The 19,678-nt window shown below is 53.2% G+C and carries 12 protein-coding genes and 4 pseudogenes; 14 read left to right on the forward strand and 2 right to left on the reverse strand.

Annotation, left to right across the window (positions count from 1 at the left end):
• Positions 1 to 50: 50 nt before the first annotated feature.
• On the reverse strand, positions 51 to 1,304 hold the full coding sequence (gene icd / locus ACQ86O_RS20695; protein WP_431222661.1) for an NADP-dependent isocitrate dehydrogenase: 1,254 nt from the start codon (positions 1,302 to 1,304) through the stop codon (positions 51 to 53).
• Between the two features lie 138 nt (positions 1,305 to 1,442).
• Here icd and rluE point away from each other — a divergent pair, with 138 nt between their 5' ends.
• From rluE to ACQ86O_RS20740, 9 genes and pseudogenes are all read left to right on the forward strand, one after another.
• Positions 1,443 to 2,069 (forward strand): 23S rRNA pseudouridine(2457) synthase RluE, encoded by a 627-nt coding sequence (rluE, locus tag ACQ86O_RS20700; protein WP_431225789.1) that lies wholly within the window; start codon positions 1,443 to 1,445, stop codon positions 2,067 to 2,069.
• A gap of 17 nt (positions 2,070 to 2,086) precedes the next feature.
• Entirely contained in the window at positions 2,087 to 2,533 is a 447-nt protein-coding gene (locus tag ACQ86O_RS20705; RefSeq protein ID WP_431222662.1) for an NUDIX hydrolase, read from the forward strand.
• Positions 2,534 to 2,617: 84 nt separating this feature from the next.
• Positions 2,618 to 3,721, forward strand: coding sequence for a tRNA 2-thiouridine(34) synthase MnmA (gene mnmA, locus ACQ86O_RS20710; protein ID WP_431222663.1), 1,104 nt, complete (start codon positions 2,618 to 2,620; stop codon positions 3,719 to 3,721).
• 2 nt (positions 3,722 to 3,723) lie between these two features.
• Positions 3,724 to 4,350 carry a high frequency lysogenization protein HflD gene (gene hflD, locus ACQ86O_RS20715; protein ID WP_431222664.1) on the forward strand — a complete coding sequence of 209 codons (627 nt, stop codon included), beginning with the start codon at positions 3,724 to 3,726 and terminating at the stop codon, positions 4,348 to 4,350.
• 21 nt (positions 4,351 to 4,371) lie between these two features.
• Positions 4,372 to 5,742, forward strand: a complete 1,371-nt coding sequence (gene purB, locus ACQ86O_RS20720; RefSeq protein WP_431222665.1) for an adenylosuccinate lyase — start codon at positions 4,372 to 4,374, stop codon at positions 5,740 to 5,742.
• A 164-nt stretch (positions 5,743 to 5,906) separates the two neighbouring features.
• Positions 5,907 to 6,889: pseudogene (ebgR, locus tag ACQ86O_RS20725) on the forward strand (transcriptional regulator EbgR).
• 292 nt (positions 6,890 to 7,181) lie between these two features.
• Positions 7,182 to 10,271, forward strand: coding sequence for a beta-galactosidase subunit alpha (gene ebgA / locus ACQ86O_RS20730; RefSeq protein WP_431222666.1), 3,090 nt, complete (start codon positions 7,182 to 7,184; stop codon positions 10,269 to 10,271).
• A 3-nt stretch (positions 10,272 to 10,274) separates the two neighbouring features.
• Complete coding sequence (locus ACQ86O_RS20735) at positions 10,275 to 10,727, forward strand: beta-galactosidase subunit beta (RefSeq protein ID WP_431222667.1); 453 nt, start codon at positions 10,275 to 10,277, stop codon at positions 10,725 to 10,727.
• A gap of 94 nt (positions 10,728 to 10,821) precedes the next feature.
• A pseudogene (locus ACQ86O_RS20740) lies at positions 10,822 to 12,236 on the forward strand (amino acid permease).
• Positions 12,237 to 12,291: 55 nt separating this feature from the next.
• On the opposite strand, the gene ACQ86O_RS20745 reads toward ACQ86O_RS20740, so the two are convergent.
• Entirely contained in the window at positions 12,292 to 12,993 is a 702-nt protein-coding gene (locus ACQ86O_RS20745; protein WP_431222668.1) for a GNAT family N-acetyltransferase, read from the reverse strand.
• Positions 12,994 to 13,344: 351 nt separating this feature from the next.
• On the opposite strand from ACQ86O_RS20745, the gene ACQ86O_RS20750 reads away from it, so the two are divergent.
• From ACQ86O_RS20750 to phoQ, 5 genes and pseudogenes are all read left to right on the forward strand, one after another.
• Positions 13,345 to 14,067: a gluconate 2-dehydrogenase subunit 3 family protein gene (locus ACQ86O_RS20750; RefSeq protein ID WP_431222669.1), complete on the forward strand. Its 723-nt coding sequence runs from the start codon at positions 13,345 to 13,347 to the stop codon at positions 14,065 to 14,067.
• A pseudogene (locus ACQ86O_RS20755) lies at positions 14,064 to 15,841 on the forward strand (GMC family oxidoreductase). The gene ACQ86O_RS20750 and the pseudogene ACQ86O_RS20755 overlap by 4 nt, the downstream one beginning before the upstream one ends.
• Before the next feature lie 68 nt (positions 15,842 to 15,909).
• Positions 15,910 to 17,136, forward strand: a complete 1,227-nt coding sequence (locus ACQ86O_RS20760; RefSeq protein WP_431222670.1) for a c-type cytochrome — start codon at positions 15,910 to 15,912, stop codon at positions 17,134 to 17,136.
• Positions 17,137 to 17,495: 359 nt separating this feature from the next.
• Entirely contained in the window at positions 17,496 to 18,167 is a 672-nt protein-coding gene (gene phoP, locus ACQ86O_RS20765) for a two-component system response regulator PhoP (RefSeq protein WP_431222671.1), read from the forward strand.
• A 5-nt stretch (positions 18,168 to 18,172) separates the two neighbouring features.
• Positions 18,173 to 19,634 (forward strand): annotated as a pseudogene (phoQ, locus tag ACQ86O_RS20770) (two-component system sensor histidine kinase PhoQ).
• Positions 19,635 to 19,678: the final 44 nt, after the last annotated feature.

Here is a 19,678-nt window from a genome sequence, read left to right on the forward strand (position 1 = left end):
AACAGACGGGAGCCATCAGGCTCCCGTTATCATTCACCGCTAAAACACCATTACATGTGTTTAACGATAGCGTCGCCAAACTCTGAACATTTCAGCAACTTAGCGCCTTCCATCAGGCGTTCGAAATCGTAAGTCACGGTCTTGGCAGCGATAGCACCCTCCATTCCCTTAACGATCAGGTCAGCCGCTTCGAACCAGCCCATATGACGCAGCATCATTTCTGCAGACAGGATGATGGAACCTGGGTTCACTTTATCCTGGCCAGCATACTTAGGTGCGGTGCCGTGGGTCGCTTCAAACAGAGCACAGTCGGAACCAATGTTCGCGCCTGGGGCAATACCGATACCGCCAACTTGCGCAGCCAGGGCGTCAGAAATGTAGTCACCGTTCAGGTTCATACAGGCAATAACGTCGTATTCCGCCGGGCGCAGCAGGATTTGCTGCAGGAACGCATCGGCGATCACGTCTTTCACCACGATCTCTTTGCCCGTTTTCGGGTTCTTGACTTTCAGCCATGGGCCGCCGTCGATCAATTCTCCGCCAAACTCTTCACGCGCCAGTTCGTAGCCCCAATCTTTGAAGGCACCTTCGGTGAACTTCATGATGTTGCCTTTGTGAACCAGCGTGACTGAATCACGATCGTTGTCGATCGCATATTCAAGCGCAGCACGAACCAGGCGTTTAGTGCCCTCTTCGGAACATGGCTTAACGCCAATACCACACTGCTCTGGGAAACGGATTTTCTTCACACCCATTTCATCACGCAGGAACTTGATCACTTTGTCTGCTTCTGCAGAACCGGCTTTCCACTCGATACCCGCGTAGATGTCTTCGGCGTTTTCACGGAAGATCACCATATCAGTCAGTTCAGGCTGTTTAACCGGGCTTGGGGTGCCTTGGTAGTAACGCACCGGGCGCAGGCACACATACAGATCGAGCTGTTGACGCAGAGCAACGTTCAGGGAACGGATACCGCCACCGACCGGGGTGGTCAGTGGGCCTTTGATAGCAACGCGGTAGTCACGAATAAGACTCAGTGTTTCATCCGGCAGCCACACATCTTTCCCATAAACGTGGGTGGATTTTTCACCGGTATAGATTTCCATCCAGGAGATTTTACGTTCGCCGTGGTAGGCTTTTTTAACTGCAGCATCAACCACGTGAATCATGGCAGGGGTAACATCGACGCCAATACCGTCACCTTCGATGAACGGAATGATAGGGTTATGCGGAACAACCAGTTTACCCTGGGCATCAACCGTAATCTTTTTACCTTCTGCCGGAACAACTACTTTGCTTTCCATCAACCTCTCCTTCTTCTTCAAGCGCAATTTTTGTTAATGCTTTGTAAGATGCGTGTCAATACTACTTGAATATTCAGTCCGCGCCAATCCGAAACGGATTCGGCTATAATGCGCTTATCATTCGTAATCTCAACTGCCATGAATAAATTCTCTGTTAAAAATCACCAAGTTAAACGATTCAGCAAAGCCAAGCCCGCCACGCGTCCCGTGCAGCGGGGGCCGCGACGGGTGGTCATATTCAACAAACCCTTCGATGTATTACCGCAATTTACCGATGAAGCTGGCCGCACCACGCTGAAAACATTCATCCCTTTTACCGATGTCTATGCCGCTGGTCGCCTCGATCGTGACAGCGAAGGTTTACTGGTGTTAACCAATGACGGCAAGTTGCAGGCACAACTCACTCAACCGGGTAAAGGCACCGGCAAAACCTATTTCGTGCAGGTGGAAGGTGAGCCGCAGGAAAGTGATCTGGCGAGTCTGCGTCATGGCGTCACACTAAAAGATGGGCCAACCTTGCCCGCAGGCGTGGAGTTAGTCACTGAACCTGATTGGTTATGGCAACGTAATCCCCCTATTCGTGAACGCAAATCCATTGCCACCAGTTGGCTGAAAATCACCCTGTACGAAGGGCGCAACCGCCAGGTACGTCGCATGACGGCGCATATCGGCTTCCCTACCCTGCGCCTGATTCGTTACAGTATGGGAAACCTTTCCTTGGGCAGTTTGCAGCCAGGAGAATGGCAGACCGTTGATTCGCTGTGACCACCAAAGGAGTCACCATGTTCAAACCGCACGTCACCGTCGCTTGCATCGTTCATGCCGCCGGTAAGTTTTTGATTGTTGAAGAAACCATCAATAATAAAGCGTTATGGAATCAACCCGCAGGCCATCTCGAAGCAGATGAAACCCTGATCCAGGCCGCCGAACGGGAACTTTGGGAAGAAACCGGCATTCGTGCCACACCGCAGTCGTTCTTGCGTATGCATCAGTGGATCGCGCCAGACCATACCGCGTTTCTGCGCTTCAGCTTTGTGATTGAGCTGGAGAACCAGCTCCCCACCGATCCCCAAGACCGCGATATTGACCGCTGCCTGTGGCTGACCGCCAAAGAGATATCTGCTGCCAGTAATCTGCGCTCGCCGCTGGTTGCCGAGAGCATCCGTTGCTATCAACAGCAGGAGCGTTATCCGCTCTCACTGGTCGCCAGCTTCAACTGGCCGTTTTAACACAGAATAAGGGCCGTGCGCGCAGGCGGCCAACGTGGTAAAATCCTGCGCTTGTTTTTTTATTGCACCGTTCGTGAGATCCCCATGTCAGACAACAGCCAGAAAAAAGTGATCGTCGGAATGTCCGGCGGTGTCGACTCTTCCGTTACTGCCTATCTGTTACAACAACAGGGCTATCAGGTCGCTGGGTTGTTCATGAAAAACTGGGAAGAAGACGACGACGAGGAATATTGCTCCGCCGCGACCGATTTGGCCGATGCGCAGGCCGTCTGCGACAAGCTGGGTATTGAGCTGCATACGGTAAACTTTGCGGCGGAATACTGGGATAACGTGTTTGAACTGTTCCTTGAAGAGTACAAGGCAGGCCGGACCCCAAACCCGGATATCCTGTGTAATAAAGAAATTAAATTCAAAGCCTTTCTGGAGTTTGCCGCGGAAGATCTGGGGGCCGATTATATCGCAACCGGTCACTATGTCCGCCGCCAGGATGTGGACGGTAAAAGCCGCCTGCTACGCGGTGTCGACGGTAACAAAGACCAGAGCTATTTCTTGTATACCTTAAGCCACGAGCAGGTTGCACAGAGCCTGTTCCCGGTTGGTGAGTTGGAAAAACCAGAAGTACGCCGCATTGCGGAACAGTTGGAACTGGTAACCGCCAAGAAAAAAGATTCAACAGGCATCTGTTTTATCGGCGAGCGTAAATTCCGCGACTTCCTGGGTCGTTATCTGCCAGCTCAGCCGGGGGCTATCGTCACCGTGGATGGCCAAACCATCGGCGAACATCAGGGCCTGATGTATCACACCCTCGGCCAACGCAAAGGGTTGGGCATTGGGGGTATGAAAGACAGCAGTGAAGATCCGTGGTACGTGGTGGATAAAGACGTCGCCAACAATATTCTGGTTGTCGCCCAGGGCCACGATCACCCCCGCCTGATGTCCATGGGCTTGATCGCCCAGCAATTACACTGGGTCGATCGCCAGCCATTAACGCAGCCACTGCGCTGTACGGTAAAAACCCGCTATCGCCAGCAGGATATTCCCTGCACCGTAACACCGCTGGATGCCGATCGCATCGAAGTCCGCTTCGACGCGCCGGTAGCAGCCGTCACCCCAGGCCAGTCCGCCGTGTTTTATCTGGGCGACATCTGCCTGGGCGGCGGCATTATTGAACAGCGTTTACAGGAGTAACCGTGGCGAAGAATTATTACGACATCACGCTGGCCATGGCCGGAATCAGCCAGGCTGCACGTCTGGTACAGCAGTTGGCGCACGAAGGGCAAATGGATCGTGAAGCTTTCCTGACCTCGCTCAACAGCCTGTTGCAGATGGATCCCCCTTCCACCCTGGCCGTATTTGGCGGCGAAGAGCGTAATCTGAAAATGGGCCTGGAGACGCTGATCGGCGTGCTCAATGCCAATAACAAAGGGCCATCCGCCGAGCTGACCCGCTATACCATCAGCCTGATGGTGCTGGAACGTAAACTCAATGCCAATAAAACGGCAATGAATACGCTGGGTGAACGGCTGAGCCAGTTGGAGCGCCAATTGGCTCACTTTGAACTGGAATCGGAAACCATCATCAGCGCCCTGGCCGGTATTTACGTCGACGTTGTTGCACCGTTGGGGCCCCGTATCCAGGTGACCGGCTCACCGGCTATCCTGCAGAATCCGCAGGTGCAGGCCAAGGTTCGTGCCACCCTGCTCGCTGGCATTCGTGCCGCCGTGCTGTGGCAGCAGGTTGGCGGCAGCCGTCTGCAATTAATGTTTTCCCGTAATCGTCTGCTCAAGCAGGCGCAAAATATCGTTGCTCATTGTTAATCTTCCCAGGAGTTGCTACCGATGGAATTATCCTCACTGACCGCCGTTTCACCCGTTGACGGACGCTACGGTGATAAAGTCAGCGCACTGCGCACCATTTTCAGCGAATACGGTCTGCTGAAATTCCGCGTGCAGGTTGAAGTACGTTGGCTGCAAAAACTGGCCGCTTGTGCAGAGATCAAAGAAGTTCCTGCTTTTGACGCCGACGCAAACGCTTACCTCGACAAGATCGTTGCAGAGTTTAGTGAAGAAGACGCCCAGCGCATCAAAACGATTGAGCGCACCACCAACCACGATGTGAAAGCGGTTGAATACTTCCTGAAAGAGAAAGTGGAGGCGGTGCCTGCCCTGCATGCCGTGTCAGAATTTATCCACTTCGCCTGTACTTCTGAAGACATCAACAACCTGTCACACGCACTGATGCTGCAAACCGTCCGCCAGGATGTGGTGTTGCCACACTGGCGCAAAATCATTGATGCCATCAAGGGTCTGGCGCTGGAGTACCGCGATATTCCCCTGTTGTCACGTACCCATGGCCAGCCAGCGACCCCCTCCACCGTGGGCAAAGAACTGGCAAACGTGGCCTACCGTATGGAGCGCCAATACCGCCAACTGGAACGCGTTGAGATCCTCGGCAAAATCAACGGCGCAGTGGGTAACTACAACGCCCACATTGTGGCCTACCCAGAAGTTGACTGGCACCGTTTCAGTGAAGAGTTTGTCACTTCACTGGGGGTAACCTGGAATCCGTACACCACCCAGATTGAACCGCACGACTACATTGCCGAGTTGTTCGACTGTGTCGCGCGCTTCAACACCATTTTGATCGACTTCGATCGTGATATCTGGGGTTACATCGCCCTGAATCACTTCAAGCAAAAAACCATCGCCGGTGAGATTGGTTCTTCCACCATGCCGCACAAAGTCAACCCAATCGACTTCGAGAACTCCGAAGGTAACCTGGGTCTGGCCAATGCGGTAATGGGCCATCTGGCAAGTAAACTGCCGCTCTCCCGCTGGCAGCGTGACCTGACAGACTCCACCGTGCTGCGTAACCTGGGTGTGGGTCTGGGCTATGCGCTAATCGCCTATCAGGCCACCATGAAAGGCATCAGCAAACTGGAAGTGAACCGTGCGCACCTGCTGGATGAGCTGGATCATAACTGGGAAGTCTTGGCAGAGCCGATCCAGACCGTGATGCGCCGCTACGGTATCGAAAAGCCGTACGAGAAGCTGAAAGAACTGACCCGTGGCAAGCGTGTAGATGCTGCCGGTATGCAGGCCTTTATCGATAGCCTGGAACTGCCGGAAGCAGAAAAAACCCGCCTGAAGGCCATGACGCCAGCCAACTATATTGGCCGCGCGACCACCATGGTTGATGAGTTGAAGTAATATGTGATGCCCTCTCCTCCTTTCGGAGAGGGCTCCCCACAGCCCCACGCCCCGCGCAGTAACAGAACTCGATTAACTTTCTGCAACTTTACTAAAATCAGCTGAAATCACTTACAATGCCAGACAACCAAGTTTGACGTTCAGGCAGTGAGATAAGGATAAGTATGGCAACGCTGAAAGACATCGCGGCCGAAGCAGGTGTTTCACTGGCGACGGTTTCCCGGGTACTTAATGACGATCCAACGTTGAATGTGAAAGAAGAAACCAAGCACCGCATTCTGGAAATCGCCGAGAAGCTTGAATATAAAACCAGCAGCGCCAAAAAACTGCAGATGAATGCAGTATTGCATCACCACATTCTGGCCTTGTACAGCTACAGACAAGAGATGGAAATCAACGATCCTTATTATCTTTCCATCCGTCACGGTATCGAGACACAGTGTGAAAAGTTGGGCATTGAACTCACTAACTGTTATAAGAACACCCCGCTGCCGGAGCTTAAAAAGGCAACCGGCGTGCTGATTGTGAGCAAGCCCACGCCGGAAACCCTGCGTAAAGCGGCGGCACTTACCGACAACATCTGCTTTATTGATTTTAATCAGCCCGGGTCAGACTATGACTCCGTCGATATTGATTTGACCAGGATCAGCAAAGAAATCATCGATTTCTTCATTGAACACGGTGCCGATCGCATCGGCTTTATCGGCGGTGCCGATGAGCCGGACAGAGCAGATATCCGCGAAGTGGCATTTGTCGAGTATGGCCAGTTAAAAGGCGTGGTTTCTGCGCAGGATATTTACCGTGGCGACTTCTCCAGCGCCTCTGGCTACGAACTGGCGAAAAAGATGCTGGCAAAGCCGGACCATCCCTCAGCGCTGTTTGTCGCCTCGGATTCCATCGCCATTGGCGTTTTGCGCACTATCCACGAGTTGGGGCTACGCATTCCAGAAGATATCGCAATGATCAGCGTGAACGATATCCCGACCGCACGTTTTACTTTCCCCCGCTATCAACCGTACGTATTCATGCAGAAATGATGGGCATTCAAGGTGTCAATCTGTTGGTAGAGAAGCTGCGCGATGGGCGTGCGCTGCCGCTGCAGGTCTATGTGCCAAGCAAGCTGAAACTGCGCGGAACCACCAAATAACCCCCTCAACTGACTCCATTCATTCCAATATCGCCTATTTATCAGTAAAATATTACTAATAAATAGGTGGCTTTTACTCTTGATTATCCCGTTCTGCTCTCATTTTTACTTTCCTGAAAACCGCATGGTTCCTTTCATTATGCTTTTTTAACGCGATCACATAACCATTAACCGATCCATACAAAAGTGTGATCTCGGCAAAGCAAAACACAAATTCGAATATATTTTAGTAAATGTTTTACTAAAATACTGGCTAACTGCTTCCTTCAGCATTCAGACCAGGAGATATGTCGTGAACAATTGGGAAAATTTTCAGCACCTGCATGAGAATCGTATGGCGCCACGTGCCTACTTCTTCTCCTACGATTCGATCCAGCGCGCCCAAACATTCCAGCGCGCACTCAGCAGCCACTTTATCTCACTGAGCGGCCAGTGGAATTTTCACTACTACCCTAACCCATTATTGGTGCCTGAGGATTTTTACTCACAACCAATGAGCCATTGGGGCCAGATTACCGTGCCGGGGATGTGGCAAATGGCAGGCCACGGTGCCTTGCAATACACCGATGAGGGTTTCCCGTTCCCGATTGACGTGCCTTATGTGCCGACGGATAACCCCACCGGCGCTTATCAACGCCGTTTTACGCTGGATAAATCCTGGAGTAAGAAACAGGCCATAATCAAATTCGACGGGGTTGAAACCTATTTCGAAGTCTATGTGAACGGCCATTATGTCGGTTTCAGCAAAGGCAGCCGCCTAAGCGCCGAGTTTGATATCTCCGGTTATGTGCAATCCGGGGAAAACCTGCTTTCGGTGCGCGTTATGCAATGGGCTGACGCCACCTACATTGAAGATCAGGATATGTGGTGGACCGCAGGGATTTTCCGTGACGTCTACTTAATCGCTAAACAGCCGGTGCATGTACGGGATTTTACCCTGCGCACCGATTTTGCCGATGACTATCAAAGCGCAACGCTTTCCTGCGCCGTGGAGATGGAAAACCTGTCTGGTACGCGGGTGGATGATTATGAGCTGGAATATGCCCTGTACGCCAACGGCACCCTGATAGCCCGGCAGGCTCTTACGGCATTAATGCTCGATGAAACCACCAAAACCCACTTTGCTATCAAGGTGGACAACCCCAACCAGTGGACAGCGGAAACGCCCTATCTCTACCAACTGTTTATCAGCCTTAAAGACCAGAGCGGCAACGTGCTGGAAGTGATCCCACAACGTGTTGGCTTCCGTGATATCAAAGTGCGTGATGGGCTGTTTTACATTAATAATCACTACGTGATGCTGCACGGCGTCAATCGCCATGATAACGATCATCTGCGAGGTCGCGCGGTGGGGATGGATCGGGTCGAAAAAGATCTGATCCTGATGAAGCAGCATAATATCAACTCGGTTCGCACCGCACACTACCCTAACGATCCGCGCTTTTATGAGCTGTGTGATATTTATGGCCTGTTTGTGATGGCCGAAACCGACGTGGAAACTCACGGTTTTGCCAACGTTGGCGATCTTAGCCGTATCACCGATGACCCCGCCTGGGAGCCGGTATTTGTCGATCGCATGGTGCGCCACGTTCACGCGCAAAAGAACCACCCGTCGATAGTCATGTGGTCGCTGGGGAATGAGTCCGGCTACGGGTGCAACATCCAGGCGATGGTTCACGCCACCAGAGCCATTGATAACACTCGCCTGATCCATTACGAAGAAGATCGTGATGCCGAAGTGGTCGATGTCATTTCCACCATGTACACCCGCGCACCGTTAATGAACAGTTTCGGTGAATATCCGCACTCTAAGCCGCGCATTATCTGTGAATACGCCCACGCTATGGGTAACGGCCCCGGCGGCCTGCAGGAATATCAGAACGTGTTTTACCAGCACGACCACATTCAGGGCCACTACGTCTGGGAATGGTGTGACCACGGTATTCTGGCCACGGATGAGCAGGGACAACCGTTTTATAAATATGGCGGTGACTTCGGCGATTACCCCAACAACAACAACTTCTGTTTGGATGGGCTGATCTATCCGGATCAAACGCCCGGCCCTGGCCTGAAAGAGTACAAACAGGTCATCGCACCGGTAAAAATCCGCGTGCTTGATACGCGTCTCGGCGCCTTTCTGGTTGAGAATAAACTGTGGTTCACCAGCCTCGACGACTATGGTATTACCGCAGAAATCCGCGCCGAAGGCGAAACCCTGGCCACAATACCGTTGCAGTTGAAAAATTTGCCCGCCAACTCGGTGCGCCAGATACGGCTTGAACTGCCCGAACTGGATCAGCGCGAAGCTTTTGTGAACTTCACCGTGCGCAAAAACTCCGCCACGCTTTACAGCCCGGCAAACCATGAAATAGCGGTCTATCAGTTCCAGCTAAAAGCCAATACCGCTCAACCCGCGGCGTTCATCATCCCCCACATGCAGCCACTGCAACTGACAGAGAGCCGCCTGGAATACCACATCACCGGGCAAAACTTTGCCCTGACCTTCTCCAAAGTAAACGGCAAGCTGACATCCTGGGTAGCCAACGGTGAACAGATCATCGCAACTGCACCGGAGATGAACTTCTTCAAGCCGATGATCGATAACCATAAACAGGAATATCAAGGCCTGTGGGAACCCGCGCATCTGCAAATCCTGCAAGAACACTTTCGCACCATCGCAGTGGAACAGGTTAACGGCAAGGTGGAAATCAGCGTTACCAGCATTATTGCGCCCCCGGTGTTTGATTTCGGTATGCGTTGCCTATATCGCTATCAGATCGATGCTTCAGGCCAGCTCAATGTGGAGCTCAGCGGTGAGCGTTACGGTGAATATCCCTACGTCATCCCGGCGATTGGTCTGGATATCGGTATCAATAACGACTTTGGGCAAGTTAACTACTATGGCCGTGGCCCGCAAGAGAACTACCAGGACAGCCAGCAGGCCAACCTGATCGATATCTACCAGACCACGGTTGCCGACATGTTCGAGAACTACCCTTTCCCACAAAACAACGGCAACCGCCAGCATATACGCTGGGTGGCGCTCACCAACCATCATGGCACTGGCTTACTGGTTAAACCGCAACAGGAGATCAACTTCAGTGCCTGGTATTACACCCGGCAGAACCTGCATGCGGCACAGCACACCAATGAGCTCAAACACAGTGGTCATATCACCCTCAATCTTGACCATCAGGTCATGGGCCTTGGCTCCAACTCCTGGGGCAGCGAGGTACTCGACTCATACCGTGTTTACATGGCGCCATTCCGCTATGGCTTCACACTGATGCCGCTGCAATCCGGCGACGTTAACGCTCAGTCTCTGGCCAATCATGACTTTGGACATGGCTTCTTCACCTCAACCGCAGCTAACGGGGCGTAACTGATGAAAGTGTTAGAAAATCTGGAACAATTCAAAGTGGTTTACCGCAGCGGCCGCAAGTGGAACCGCTGCGTAGAGGCCATTGAAAACATCGCCAATATCAGACCGGGAGTGATGCATTCCATAGGCGACACGCTGGTCTACAGGGTTGAGGACGGTGTGACCCGCGGTAGCGAAAACTTTGAAGGCAACCGCCGCTACTTTGCCATTCACTATTACCTCGAAGGCGGAGAGACGCTGGAGTATGCGGAAAAATCTGCGCTGACCCTGGCGCAGCCCTACCAGGATGAAACCGACCGAGAATACCTGCAAGGCCAAGGGCAGACCTGTGAGCTTCACGCAGGGCAACTGGTGATTTTTGAAAACCACCAAGCCTACCGTTTCCATGGCGACAGCCGGGTAAGAAAAGTGGTGCTGAAAGTCACCGTTGAGGATGGCTACATGCTGAACAAGTGAATCTGCGGGGGTAAAGACCCGCTTTACGCTCTACTCCAGATTAGACGCCCAACGCCGTTGGGCTCATCATTGATGTCATACCTCGGAGGATGCTATGTCCGAATCTTTACGCGGCACGATCGGTAAATTTGCCCTGTTGTCGATGACCTTTGCGGCGGTTTTCAACGTGCGCAATATCGTAAACAACAACATTGAGCTGGGTTTAAGCTCCGCTCCGGTGTTCTTGTTTGCCACCCTTGTTTATTTCATTCCTTTTGTCTTTATTATCGCAGAGTTTGTATCCGCCAATAAAAACTCGGAATCGGGAATGTACGACTGGTTAAAACAGCCTCTCGGCAGCAAAGCGGCCTATATGGGATCCTTCCTGTATTGGTTTGTAAACCTGTTCTGGTTTGTTTCGCTGCTGCCGAACGTCATTGCCTACGCCTCTTACGCCATCATGGGCCATGAATACAGCTTCTCTCCGGTTATGGTCTCGATTATCTCGATCGTGCTGTTTGCCGCCACCACCCATATTTCCACCAAGGGGGCCAGTTGGCTGGGCAAGATTTCCGAGATCGTCGCTTACGGCGTATTCGCGCTATTTGCCCTCTACGTACTGGGGGCTTTGCTGGCGCTGGGGGCGACCACTCGCCCGCTCAACCCATTACGTTGCAGGCGATGACGCCGACCGTGAACTGGGCAACGCTGGGGATTATGTGCTGGATCTTCCAGGCAGCCGGCGGTGCGGAAACGGCTGCGGCTTACCTCAATGACGTCAAAGGCGGGCAGAAATCCTTTATCAAAGTGATTATCCTCGCAGGTGCGGTTATTGGTGGGATGTATGCTGTCGGTTCGCTGCTGGTGAACGTGTTTGTCGCACGCGAAAATCTCACCTATGCCGGTGGTATGGTAGAAATCTTCACCGGGATGGCCAACTATTTCGGTATCTCGGAAACGCTGGTCGGCCGTCTGGTGGGGATCGTGTTGTTTATCGCTATTTTTGGCTCGATGATGATGTGGACCTCCGCGCCGGTAAAAATCCACTTCTCGGAGATCCCTAAAGGGGTCTATGGCCCGAAAACCACCGAGCTGAACCCGCACGGGGTTCCGGTGCGCGCCGCATGGTGGCAGTTTGCCTTTGTGTTCGTGATGCTGGTTATCAACGGTTTCGGTTCCGAATCGGTGCAGCAGATGATGAATACCGCGATCAATCTGACCGCAGGTACGGCGATGTTGCCGCCGATCTTTATTATGGTGGCCTACTTTGTCTTTCGTTGGAAACACGACGACACGCCGCGAGATTTCCGCATGGGATCGCGCAGGTTTGGGATGGGGGTAGTTTTGGTGCTTATTACTATCTTCGTGGTAAGTATGACGGCATCTGCGTTCCCGCCAGGGGTTGATTTAGTCCGGGCCTTCTTTATCAATGTCTGTATGACCGCCGTGTTCTCCGCACTGGCCTGGTGGTGGATCTCGCGTTTTGAGGCAAAACAAAACAAGAAAAAAGGGGTTCTCGCAAACCAGTAAGCTAATACTTTGGCAGAGAGGCTCCTCTCTGCCCGTTTCCCCAATAACGGTTCGGTTACGGCATAAACGCCTGCAACCGCTGCTTCTGCTGGCCATCTGCGTCAAAGTTCCCGTCATCCAACCATTGTTCGAATCCCTGGCGCATCTCGGGCCAGCCGTCATCGGTCATGGCGAACCAATCGGTATCCCGGTTACGCCCTTTGGTCACCAGCGCCTTGAGAAATCGCCCTTCATAATTGAAGCCGAAACGTTGTGCGGCCTGCCTGGAAGGTGTATTCAGGCTATCGCATTTCCATTCACAACGGCGGTAGCCCAACTCGTCGAAGGTGTGGCGCAACATCAGGTAAATCGCTTCGGTGGCACAGGAGCGCTGTTTCATCAACGGTGACCAACAGACATGGCCAATTTCCAATACGCCGCTGCTCTCTTCAATACGCATAAAGGCCACCGTTCCCACCGGCGCCTGGCTCGCTGCATCGAACACCGTCAGGTTTACCAAAGCAGGATTGGCCTGTAAATTTGCCAGATGGCTGCGCAGCTCCTCGGCGCTTTCTGGTCTTTCGCGCATTAAATAAGTCCAGTCGCGGCCATCTGGGGCTTGCTGGAAAGCAGCAAACAACGCCGCGAAATCTCTTTCGGCGTTTAATGGTGCCAGGCGGCAAAACCTGCCGTTCAAAACCACGTCTTTTGGCCGCGCCAGAGCCTGCCATTGCGCTAATGGTTCGCCCACCGGCTGTCCATATTGATTGATCACCATAAAACTCTTCCGTCAGGTAAATACAAGAATCGGGTACCTCAGAGAATACGCTGCCAGGCGTAAAAAAGCAGATCCATTCTGTTTAATTCTGCATGACTCAGAGTGGGCATTGGCCGTTGCTTGTTATGAAACTGATCTAAATCAAAACCAATGTAAAAAAATGTTTTGAAACAGATGCTGCATTGTTTGTTTTACTGCGTGAGTTTTAAACTTACATCACCATACCAGTAGCTTGCTAATCATTGTTTATCGCGCTTTATCGGTTTTTTCAGTCCTTTATTGCCCGGGGTATGGATGCGCGAACGTTGATGTCGCGCGGGCCTTTCTGTGAAACATATTCAAGGTGGAATTATGTCGCAACAGCACTCCCCCACGCCGCCACGGCGTAGCTTTTTAAAGAAAACCCTGGCGTTAATCCCACTGGCTGCAGCCGGTGGGACTGGCGTACTGACACTGACGGCTCCACAGGCCTCGGCGGCAGGCGTATCACCTCACTATATTCCAACGTATTTCAATAACGACGAATGGCGCTTTCTGTTGGCAGCCTGCGATCGCCTGATCCCCAGCGATAGCAATGGCCCTGGAGCAATCGAAGAAGCCGTGCCGGTGTTTATCGATAAACAGATGGATACGCCTTATGGCCACGGTGGCCTGTGGTACATGCACCCGCCGTTTATTCCTTCGCCACCTGAGCTGGGGTATCAGTCCAAACTGACACCACGCGATACTTACCGTATCGGCATCAGTGGCCTCAACGCCCACTGCCAGCAGCAGTATCAGAAATCCTTTGCCGATCTGGAACATGCTCAACAGGAACAAATCCTGACGGCGTTGGAAAAAGGGGAATTGGAGTCCGAAGCCCTACCAGGTAAAGCGTTTTTTGCCCAACTGCTGCAAAACACCAAAGAGGGTTATCTGGCCGATCCGCTGCACGGCGGTAATCAGTCGATGGCTTCCTGGAAACTGATCGGCTTCCCCGGGGCGCGCGCAGATTATACCGATTGGGTCAATCACCCCAATCTGAGCTACCCGCTAGGCCCGGTCAGTATCTCCAGCAAAAGGAATGATAAATGAACACCATCAAAAAACCATCGGTAGACGTGGTGATCGTCGGATTTGGCTGGACCGGTGCCATTATGGGCATGGAACTGACCGAGGCCGGTCTGGAGGTGCTGGCACTGGAGCGCGGTGAGCAACGCGATACCTATCCTGATTTTGCCTACCCACGTATTGCAGACGAACTCACCTACGGCATCCGCCTGAAGCTGATGCAGGAAATGGCGCATGAAACCGTCACCGTGCGCCATACTACCGCCGATTTCGCGGTACCTTACCGCCAACTGGGCTCATTCCTGCCCGGTAACGGTGTCGGCGGTGCCGGGGTACACTGGAATGGTATGCTGTGGCGCGCTCTGCCTGCCGATTTGAAAATGCACACCACGGTGACGGAAAAATACGGCAATAACTGGGTGCCGGAAGGCATGCTGCTGCAGGATTATCCGGTCGATTACGCCGAACTGGAGCCTTACTTCGACAAGTTCGAGAAGGTCTGTGGCACCGCAGGCAAAGCGGGCAATCTGTTAGGCAATATTGTCAAAGGCGGTAATCCGTTTGAAGGCCCACGCTCCAGCGAATACCCCACGCCACCGCTCAAGCAACTCTATTCGGGTTCGCTGTTTGCTAAAGCGGCCGAATCGCTTGGCTACCACCCTTTCAGCATCCCGGCGGCCAACTGCTCCGAGCCATACACCAATCCCTACGGTGTACAAATGGGCCCTTGCAACTTCTGCGGCTACTGCGAACGTTTTGGCTGCTTTATGTATTCCAAGGCTTCGCCACAGACCACCATCCTGCCGGTGCTGTTAAAGCGCAAAAACTTTACGTTGCGCACCCGCTCGCAGGTGATCAAGGTCAATATGGACAGCAGTGGCAAAAAGGCCACCGGCGTCACTTACGTCAATGCTCAGGGGCAACAGGTTGAGCAACCGGCGGATCTGGTGATCCTCAGTGCCTTCCAACTGCATAACGTGCGGCTGTTACTGCTCTCCGGCATCGGCAAACCTTATGATCCGGTTACCGGCGAAGGCGTGGTGGGTAAAAACTACGCCTACCAGATGAACAGCGGCATCTCGCTGTTTTATGACCAGGAGACTCACTTCAACCCATTTATCGGGGCTGGAGCCGCAGGTACGGTGATCGACGATCTGAACTCGGAAAACTTCGATCACAGCGGGTTAGGCTTTATCGGCGGCGCTTACATCTCCGCCACCCGTACCGGTGGCCGCCCGATCCAGCAGATGACATTACCCCCAGGCACCCCCACCTGGGGCAGCGGTTGGAAGCAAGGGATCAAAGACAATTATCAGCACTCAATGAGCATCGGTTCGGAAGGCTCGGTTATGCCCTACCGCGACTGCTACCTTGATCTCGACCCTACTTATCAGGATGCCTATGGTTTGCCGCTGTTGCGCATGACCTTCGATTGGAAGGCTAACGAAATCAAAATGACGCAGCACATAACCAGCAAAATGGCGGATATCGCCAAGGCGATGAACCCCAAACAGATAACGATTTCTGTCATGGGTAGCGGCTCGCATTATGACGTTCGCCCTTATCAGTCGACCCACACCACCGGGGGGCTATCAGCGGCGACAGCCCCAAAACCAGCGTGGTCAACAAGTACCTCCAGTGCTGGGACGTGCCAAACGTGTTTGTCACCGGTGCCTGCGCCTTTCCGCAGAATCTGGCTTATAACCCCACCGGGATCGTAGGAGCGCTGGCCTATTATTCAGCGGCAGCGATCCGCAATCAGTACCTGAAAAATCCCGGCCCGTTGGTTCAGGCCTGATAGCGCAAGGAGAACACCATGAAAGGATTAACCCCTCGCTGCTGGCCTTGCTGGTTTTGAACGCCAGCGTGTCAGCCGCTGAAAATAGCGCATTAACCGAGCAAATCGCCCATGGCGAATACCTGGCACGCGCCGGTGACTGCGCCGCCTGCCACACTGCACCGGGCGGCGCGGCGTTTGCTGGCGGGCTAAAGATGAGTACGCCGGTTGGCGCGATTTATTCCACCAATATAACCCCGGACAAGAAAACCGGTATCGGCGAATATAGCCAGAAAGCGTTTGCCGATGCCTTACGTAAAGGGATCACGCGCGACGGTACGCGCCTGTATCCAGCCATGCCTTATCCCTCTTTTGCCAAGATTAAAGATGACGATATCCGCGATCTGTATCTCTATTTCACCCACAGAGTAACCCCGGTGGCCCATCAGGATCGGGCCAGTGATATCCCTTGGCCGCTGAACATGCGCTGGCCGCTGGCAATGTGGGATGGCCTGTTCATCGACGGTGGCGTTTATCAGACAGATACCAGCAACAGCGCACAGTGGAACCGCGGGGCCTATCTGGTGCAAGGGCTGGGACACTGCGGCAGTTGCCATACTCCACGCGGCATCGGTTTCCAGGAGAAGGCGCTGAACCAGACGGATAACGTCTACCTGAGCGGCGGCACGCTGGAAGGCTGGCATGCTCCTAATCTGCAAGGGAATACCCTCAGCGGGTTGGGCAGTTGGAGTAGCGAAGATTTGGTCCGCTTCCTGAAAACCGGCCATAGTGATAAATTCGCCGCCTTTGGTTCTATGGGAGATGTAGTCCAAGACAGCACTCAATATCTTAACCATGAGGATTTGCAGGCGATAGCGGTTTACCTCAAATCATTGCCTGCCGGTGATAAAGAGGCACGGCAAGCCGTCAGCCCCCCAACGCCGATGGCACTCTATAACACCAACGACAGCACCCCGGGCGGACAAGGCTATCTGGACAACTGTGCAGCCTGCCACCGCAGCGATGGTCAAGGGTATCGCAACACCTTCCCCCAGTTGGCCCATAACCCGGCGCTGCTGGCCGCGGACTCTTCTTCAGTGATCAGTATTATCCTCAACGGTTCACGTACACCGATGACCATCAACGCCCCTACCGGCTTGACCATGCCAGACTTTGGCTGGCGTCTGAGCGATGAACAGGTGGCGCAGATAGCCACCTTTGTGCGCACCAGTTGGGGCAATAGTGCCGCTCCGGTCACGGCGAGTCAGGTTAAAGCAATACGGGAGAACAGCGTCAGTAAACTCGTTGCGCAATAATATTATCACCGGGCCCAATCGGCTGGGCCCGTATATCAAGCCACCCGCGGGATAGGCGGTCAGAGTTCCGGCACACACATCCCATCTCCCATCGTTTAAGTTTGGTTTACCTTTGCCTCTGCGCTGTTTATCCTGCGTTTATTACCTATTGTTGATAATCAACCCGTTCAATGATGTGATAACGCTGATTTTCCGACTGTTCCTTGCGACAAAACCGGTCTCTAACTACCATAGCGTCAATTTTAACGCTCAAGCAATGGCCGGTATCCACGCGTTATCTTCCTGCACACTGAAAAGCGTGTAACCTTATAAGCGTGGGTGGTTAAACTATCGCCCGCCCCTAGACAGGAGTTTGCTCCATGCGAGTATTAGTTGTTGAAGATAATGGCCTGCTGCGCCACCACCTCAGTGTGCAAATGCGCGAAATGGGGCATCAGGTCGATGCCGCAGAAGACGCCAAGGAAGCCGACTATTTCCTGCAGGAACATGCACCGGATATTGCCATTGTCGATTTAGGCCTGCCTGGCGAGGACGGCCTGAGTTTGATCCGCCGCTGGCGCTCCCACCAGATGAAGTTACCCATTCTGGTACTGACCGCCCGCGAAAGCTGGCAGGATAAGGTGGCGGTGCTGGAAGCCGGTGCCGATGACTACGTGACCAAACCCTTCCATCTGGAAGAGGTGATCGCCCGGATGCAGGCCTTGATGCGCCGCAACAGCGGCCTGGCTTCGCAGGTGATCGTCCTGCCTCCGTTCCAGATTGACCTTTCCCGCCGCGAACTGAGCGTGAACGAACAACAGATCAAGCTGACGGCATTTGAATATACTATTATCGAAACGCTGATCCGTAACGCTGGCAAAGTGGTGAGCAAAGACTCGCTGATGCTGCAGCTTTACCCGGATGCGGAACTGCGTGAAAGCCATACTATCGACGTGTTAATGGGCCGCCTGCGTAAAAAGCTGCAGGCCGAATATCCACAGGAAGTGATCACCACTGTACGTGGCCAGGGTTATCGTTTCGATGCTAAGTGAACATGATGTTCAAGAAAGATAAAAAACCCTTCTCACTACGCGCCCGTTTTTTGATGGCTACCGCCGGGGTGATCCTGGCGTTAACTCTCTCTTATGGGTTGGTGGCAGTGGTCGGCTATATCGCCAGCTTTGACAAAACCGCCTTCCGCATGCTGCGCGGTGAGAGTAATCTGTTTTTCAGCCTGGCGCAGTGGAAAAACCAAAAACTGACCATTGCCATCCCCCCGATCTCGATCTCGATCTCAACTCCCGAACGCTGGTATTTATCTATGACGATAAGGGTAACCTGCTGTGGAGCCAGCGCCCGATGCCGGAGGTGGAAAAACTGATCCAGAAAGAGTGGCTGGAAGAGTCTGGTTTTTATGAGATAGACACCGATACCCGTATCAGCAGTGAAGTGCTGGGCAATAACACCGAAGCCCAGGATCAGTTAAAAGATTACGATGACACCGACCAGAACGCCTTGACCCACTCGGTGGCCGTCAACACCTATGCCGCTACCCCACGCTTGCCAGCCTTGAGCATCGTGGTGGTAGACAGCATCCCGCAAGAATTACAACGTTCAGACATGGTATGGGAATGGTTCAGCTATGTGCTACTGGCCAACCTGCTGCTGGTGGTGCCATTGCTCTGGCTGGCCGCCTATTGGAGCCTGAGGCCGATCAAGGCGCTGGTGGCGCAGGTAAGTGAACTGGAAAATGGCGAACGCGAACAGCTGGATGAGAATCCCCCAGCGAGCTGCGCGGTCTGGTGCGCAACCTCAATATTTTGGTGCGCAATGAGCGCCAGCGTTATACCAAATATCGCACTACGCTGGCCGATCTGACCCACAGCCTGAAAACACCGCTGGCGGTGCTGCAAACCACCCTGAGATCCCTGCGCTCAGGCAAGCAGACCACCATCGAAGAAGCTGAACCGATCATGCTTGAGCAGATCAGCCGTATCTCACAGCAGATCGGTTATTACCTGCGCCGGGCAAGTATCAACTCAAGTCAAACCGTGCTAACCCGAGAAATCCATTCAGTCTCCGCCTTGCTGGACAGCCTGAGCGTGGCGCTGAACAAGGTTTATCAGCGCAAAGGGGTGGTGATCACGCTGGATATTTCGCCTGAAGTGACCTTTATGGGTGAGAAGAACGACTTTATGGAAGTCATGGGCAACGTTTTAGAAAACGCCTGCAAATACTGCCTGGAGTTTGTAGAGATCAGCTCACTGCATTCGGACAAATATCTGACCATCGTGATTGACGATGATGGCCCCGGCATTCCGGAAAGCAAGCGCGAACTGATTTTCCAACGCGGCCAGCGTGTTGATACCCTGTGCCCTGGCCAGGGGCTTGGCCTGTCGGTTGCCGCCGAAATCATTGAGCAATACGACGGGCAGATAACCATCAGCGACAGCCCGCTTGGCGGCGCACGAATGGAGGTCACTTTCGCCCGCCAACATGATTCCAGCCATCACGAGTAAATTCTGTCGCTCAGGCCCCGATGCACGGGGCCTAACTTCCGTTA

The organism is Serratia sp. L9 (assembly GCF_050632285.1).
In the GTDB taxonomy this organism is placed as follows: domain Bacteria; phylum Pseudomonadota; class Gammaproteobacteria; order Enterobacterales; family Enterobacteriaceae; genus Chania.

Coding starts and splice junctions, on each gene's coding strand:
- ACQ86O_RS20745 (WP_431222668.1), bottom strand. CDS start 12,993: ATGGTGATCAATCAATATGGACAGCCGGTGGGCGAACCATTAGCGCAA.
- rluE (WP_431225789.1), top strand. CDS start 1,443: ATGAATAAATTCTCTGTTAAAAATCACCAAGTTAAACGATTCAGCAAA.
- mnmA (WP_431222663.1), top strand. CDS start 2,618: ATGTCAGACAACAGCCAGAAAAAAGTGATCGTCGGAATGTCCGGCGGT.
- ACQ86O_RS20735 (WP_431222667.1), top strand. CDS start 10,275: ATGAAAGTGTTAGAAAATCTGGAACAATTCAAAGTGGTTTACCGCAGC.
- phoP (WP_431222671.1), top strand. CDS start 17,496: ATGCGAGTATTAGTTGTTGAAGATAATGGCCTGCTGCGCCACCACCTC.
- purB (WP_431222665.1), top strand. CDS start 4,372: ATGGAATTATCCTCACTGACCGCCGTTTCACCCGTTGACGGACGCTAC.
- ACQ86O_RS20750 (WP_431222669.1), top strand. CDS start 13,345: ATGTCGCAACAGCACTCCCCCACGCCGCCACGGCGTAGCTTTTTAAAG.
- icd (WP_431222661.1), bottom strand. CDS start 1,304: ATGGAAAGCAAAGTAGTTGTTCCGGCAGAAGGTAAAAAGATTACGGTT.
- ACQ86O_RS20705 (WP_431222662.1), top strand. CDS start 2,087: ATGTTCAAACCGCACGTCACCGTCGCTTGCATCGTTCATGCCGCCGGT.